Here is a 4455-nt window from a genome sequence, read left to right as displayed (position 1 = left end):
ATTAACGCCGTGCTTGTTCGGCTTGAACCCGGCGTGCCGGGAGCAGCCGTCAGCGCGGAGATCGATCGCTGGAAGCACCTGTCCGCCGTGACGGAGCAAGAAGAAGAGAGATATCTTACAGTGTTCGTCATCGAGAAAATGCAGCGCCAGCTCGGTCTGTTCATGGTGATTCTGATCGTGGTCTCCGCTGTGATTATCTCGCTGATCATTTACACACTGACGATGGACAAGGCGCGTTCGATCGCCACCCTCAAGCTCGTCGGCGCGCCTGATCGGACGATTGTCGGTCTGATCGTGCAGCAGGCGCTGATCCTCGGAGTTAGCGGCTTTGCGATCGGGCTCGGCTTGATAACCGCGACCAAGGGGTATTTCCCGCGGCGCGTTCTGCTTGAGCCGCACGACGTCGCGATTCTCTTCATCATCGTGATCGTGGTTTGCCTGCTGGCGTCGACGCTCGGCGTCCGCGTCGCGGTGAAAGTGGATCCCGCCAAAGCTCTGATGGGCTAGCGCGATGGCCAGCCCGGATAATTCGCTGCCGCTTGTCGAGCTGCGGGACGTCTCGAAACGATATGGCGAAGGCGCGGAGCGCGTCGATGCGCTCGTCAATGTCACGATGTCCGTGTTTCCCGGCGAAGTGGTCGGTATGCTCGGCCCGAGCGGATCAGGCAAGAGCACGCTCCTCAATCTCGTCGGCTGCGTAACCGAACCGACGAGCGGATGGCTGCAGCTGGATGGAGAGGTCGTCTACGATCAGCGTTGGCTGCGCCGCGACCTCCGGCGTCTGCGGCTCGAAAAGATCGGCTTCATTTTCCAGACCCACAATCTCCTGCCCTTCCTGAACAGCATCGAAAATGTAGCCGAGGTTATGGAGTTGCGTGGCGTAAAGCCGCGCGGCGCCCGCACGGAAGCGGAGGCGTTGCTGAATTATCTCGATGTCGGGAACCGCAAGCTGGCGATGCCCGCCCAACTCTCCGGCGGCGAAGCGCAACGGGTGGCGATCGCGCGCGCTTTGGCGAATCGGCCGCGCATCATCTTGGCCGATGAACCAACCGCAGCGCTCGACTCGCAACGCGCGGGCGTTGTGATGGACTTGCTGAGACGCGTCGCAACCGACCGCGGAGGCGCGATCCTGGTCGTCACGCACGACGAGAAAATCTTCAATCGCTTCGATCGAATCTTCCATCTTCGCGACGGCCGCCTCGAAGGGATTGAGCAGACCAAGGCGAGCGAGCCTCGATCCGTCGTAGTCCCGGAGCCGACTTGACGTTAAGACAAGCGCCCTGACGCCGGCAGCGCGTTTGGTGGCGTAGACGCTTTGCCAACGAGCTTGTCGTCGGTCGCGTCATTGCCCTTCCCTGACTTTGGGCATGCAAATGCTCCGCTCATGGCGAGTTCAATCACCAAATGCTCACCCGTGCGGATTCTCGCCCCGGGCGATCATCAGGTGGTGCATCTGATGATGCATGCCGAGGGTCAGGACGCCGAGGAAGCCGAGCCCGCGCAATTTGTCGAGGTCCTTGGTCGGCGGATGGACCGTCAACGAGGCCCCCCCTCGATTTCGGCCGCTTCGAATTGCCATCCGTCGACGCCGTTCATCGTGGCCGCGTGGGCCGTCGTCATGCGCCGAATGGAGTCGCGAACCGGGCCCTCGCCAGTGACGTCGAAGCGTATGCCGCCGTCGATCGGCTCGTTCTTCACATTCGCGGCGAGGGTGACGTTGTTCATGTCGATAAGGTGTTGCCGAAGCGCGTCGATATTGACCTTGGACCAGTCGGTCTTGGGGTCAGCGGCGAGAATTTCGACGATCTCCTGAATCGCGGCGAACGCACCTTGCCCTGGCTGAGTGGCGACAGCTCCGCCGAGCTGCTGCCCGTCCATCATATGCCGCCCGCGCATCATTTGTTCGTGCATCATGTGCTCGCCCGGCGTCGTCATGGGGTGCCCATGCATCATACGATGGGCGGCTCCCATGTCGGCGGGAGGCCCGACATTCGTCTGCGCGAAGGCGGCGGCGGGTGCGAGGCAAGCGATCACAGCAAGAGCACGCATCATGGGAATCTCCTTCATTAGAGATTTCTTGCCATCTGTTTGCTGTCTCAGACATGATGACGATCATGTCCACGAAACTTAATTCGCTGCTTCAGGGATTGAAAGGCCATGAATGCGAGTTCGCCGCCGGCGCGTCGGTTTTTCACATTGGCGACCCAGTCCGTGTTGTCCACTTCGTGCGCCGGGGAAGCATTCATCTGGTGCGGCACCAGGAGGACGGCGCGCCTCTGATCCTGCAACGCGCTCGGGCAGATTCGATCCTCGCGGAGGCCTCGGTCTACTCGGATCGCTACCATTGCGACGCCCGCGCCGAAAGCGAAGCGGTGACATGGGCGGTTGCGCGAACGGACTTGTGCCGCCGCCTCGAAGCAAGACCGGAAGCCTCTCAGGTGTGGGCGCGTCATCTCGCGCAGGAGGTCCAGCACGCGCGGCTCAACGCGGAAATCCTCTCTCTTAAGACCGTCGAGGCTCGGCTCAATGCGTGGATGACGTTGAATGGCGCTCTGCCCGGGAAAGGGCAGTGGCGCCGGATCGCCGAAGAGATCGGCGTCAGTTCGGAGGCTCTCTATCGGGAGTTAGCGAAGCGCCGATTGCCGTGAAGCCGCTGGGTGCGACAGCGTGCGGGCGTGTCCTCGGCAGCCCCAGAGCGTCACCACAAAGTACAGAATTTCTGCAGACCGTGCCGAAGCTCCGCGAGTTCGGCAATTGAGTGGCGCGCGGAGCGAGCGGCGTCGAAATATGGGCTATTTCGGCTTCATCGGTGTGTTTCGGCTTCGAAAATTGACCCCTCGGTTAGGAATCCGAATCGGCAACGAACATAGCGACTTACAAAGCGCAAGGTGGGGTCAGTGTTAGACGCCGATTGGCGCTCAAACGCCGCGCCGATTCACATGCCGATCGCCCATTCGACGAAATTCCCGCAGGGACAGGGCGGGCTCATGGATCAGGACGCAATCGACATCGCGGACTATTTCACACATCAACCGCGACCTGATTTCCCCGATAAGGTCAACGATTGGCCGAAAGGGGGAAGGCCGAAGGACGCACGATATTGAAAGCCGGGGCCGGCGGGGGCTCGCGCGGACATCCGGACGCGTTGTCGCAAGCGTCGAAGAATGGCGCAGTGACGGTTGACATATTCTAACATTCAAATCTAAGATCGATATCTAGAGCCGCGCTCGATGAGCGGTCCGACGACCTCGGGAGGAAACCAAATGGCTGACATTGTGATCATGGGCGCCGGCCTTAGCGGCGTGATCATGGCCTATGAGATGAAGGACCAGATGCGGCGTGAGGACAGGCTCACCGTCGTCACCAAGGATCCCCTCTATCACTTCGTGCCGTCGAACCCTTGGATCCCCGTCGGGTGGCGAAAGCGCGAATCCGTGCAGGTCGATCTGGCGCCGACCTTCGCCAAGCGCGGCGTCGCCTTCAAGCCGAGCCCGGTGACGAAGCTCTCCCCGAAGGACAACGCGCTGGAGACGGCCGACGGGTCGACGCTCCGTTACGATTACCTCATCATTGCGACCGGTCCCGAACTCGCCTTCGACGAGATCGAGGGCCTGGGTCCCGACGGCTTCACCACATCGATCTGCCATATCGACCACGCCGAGAAGGCGGCGACCAAGTTCGAGGCCTTCTGCAGGAATCCCGGCCCCGTGGTGATCGGCGCAGCGCAGGGCGCCTCGTGCTTCGGTCCAGCCTATGAGTTCATGTTCATCCTCGAGACGGAGCTGCGTCGCCGCAAGATCCGCGACCGCGTGCCGATCACCTTCGTGACGGCCGAGCCCTATATCGGCCATCTCGGCCTCGACGGCGTCGGCGACACCAAGGGCCTGCTCGAAAGCGAGCTGCGCGACCATCACATCAAGTGGATCACCAGCGCGCGGATCAAGAAGGTCGAAGACGGCAAGATGACCGTCGAGGAGGTCGGCGACGACGGTGCCGTCAAAGCGACCAAAGAGCTGCCGTTCAGCTTCTCGATGATCCTGCCGGCGTTCCGCGGCATCGCGCCGCTGCGCGGCATCGAAGGCCTCGTCAATCCCCGCGGCTTCGTGCTCGTTGACAAGCACCAGCAGAGCCCGGCCTTCCCCAATATCTTTTCGGTCGGCGTCTGCGTGGCGATTCCGCCGACCGGCCCGACGCCCGTGCCCTGCGGAGTGCCGAAGACCGGCTTCATGATCGAATCGATGGTGACGGCGACCGCGCGCAACATCGGCCAGATCCTGCGCAGCGGGAAGCCGGCCTTCCAGCCGACGTGGAACGCCATCTGCCTCGCGGACTTCGGCGACAGCGGCATCGCCTTCGTCGCCCAGCCTCAGATCCCGCCCCGCAACGTCAACTGGTCGTCGTCGGGCAAATGGGTCCACGTGGCGAAAATCGGCTTCGAGAAATATTTCCTGCGCA

At 62.0% G+C, this 4455-nt stretch carries 6 protein-coding genes; 4 read left to right on the top strand and 2 right to left on the bottom strand.

What is annotated here, in order from left to right:
- Together ACLP25_RS04475 and ACLP25_RS04470 are read left to right on the top strand one after the other, a co-directional pair.
- The coding region (locus tag ACLP25_RS04475) for an ABC transporter permease (protein WP_442468027.1) at positions 1-507 on the top strand (507 nt) is incomplete at its 5' end.
- A 4-nt stretch (positions 508-511) separates the two neighbouring features.
- Positions 512-1264 carry an ABC transporter ATP-binding protein gene (locus ACLP25_RS04470; RefSeq protein WP_442468026.1) on the top strand — a complete coding sequence of 251 codons (753 nt, stop codon included), beginning with the start codon at positions 512-514 and terminating at the stop codon, positions 1262-1264.
- A gap of 144 nt (positions 1265-1408) precedes the next feature.
- Here ACLP25_RS04470 and ACLP25_RS04465 read toward each other — a convergent pair whose 3' ends face one another.
- Both ACLP25_RS04465 and ACLP25_RS04460 read right to left on the bottom strand, forming a co-directional pair.
- Positions 1409-1540 (bottom strand): hypothetical protein, encoded by a 132-nt coding sequence (locus tag ACLP25_RS04465; protein ID WP_442468025.1) that lies wholly within the window; start codon positions 1538-1540, stop codon positions 1409-1411.
- Positions 1537-2052 (bottom strand): hypothetical protein, encoded by a 516-nt coding sequence (locus ACLP25_RS04460; protein ID WP_442468024.1) that lies wholly within the window; start codon positions 2050-2052, stop codon positions 1537-1539. The genes ACLP25_RS04465 and ACLP25_RS04460 overlap by 4 nt, the downstream gene beginning before the upstream one ends.
- Here ACLP25_RS04460 and ACLP25_RS04455 point away from each other — a divergent pair.
- Together ACLP25_RS04455 and ACLP25_RS04450 are read left to right on the top strand one after the other, a co-directional pair.
- Complete coding sequence (locus ACLP25_RS04455) at positions 2016-2648, top strand: Crp/Fnr family transcriptional regulator (RefSeq protein WP_442468023.1); 633 nt, start codon at positions 2016-2018, stop codon at positions 2646-2648. The two genes, ACLP25_RS04460 and ACLP25_RS04455, sit on opposite strands and share 37 nt — an antisense overlap.
- Positions 2649-3263: 615 nt before the next feature.
- A partial coding sequence (locus ACLP25_RS04450) for an NAD(P)/FAD-dependent oxidoreductase (RefSeq protein ID WP_442468022.1) occupies positions 3264-4455 on the top strand: 1192 nt, incomplete at its 3' end.

Source organism: Roseiarcus sp. (genome assembly GCF_052145395.1).
Taxonomy (GTDB): domain Bacteria; phylum Pseudomonadota; class Alphaproteobacteria; order Rhizobiales; family Beijerinckiaceae; genus Roseiarcus.
This window is presented reverse-complemented; position numbering and strand designations above follow the sequence as displayed.

Coding starts and splice junctions, on each gene's coding strand:
- ACLP25_RS04470 (WP_442468026.1), top strand. CDS start 512: ATGGCCAGCCCGGATAATTCGCTGCCGCTTGTCGAGCTGCGGGACGTC.
- ACLP25_RS04460 (WP_442468024.1), bottom strand. CDS start 2,052: ATGATGCGTGCTCTTGCTGTGATCGCTTGCCTCGCACCCGCCGCCGCC.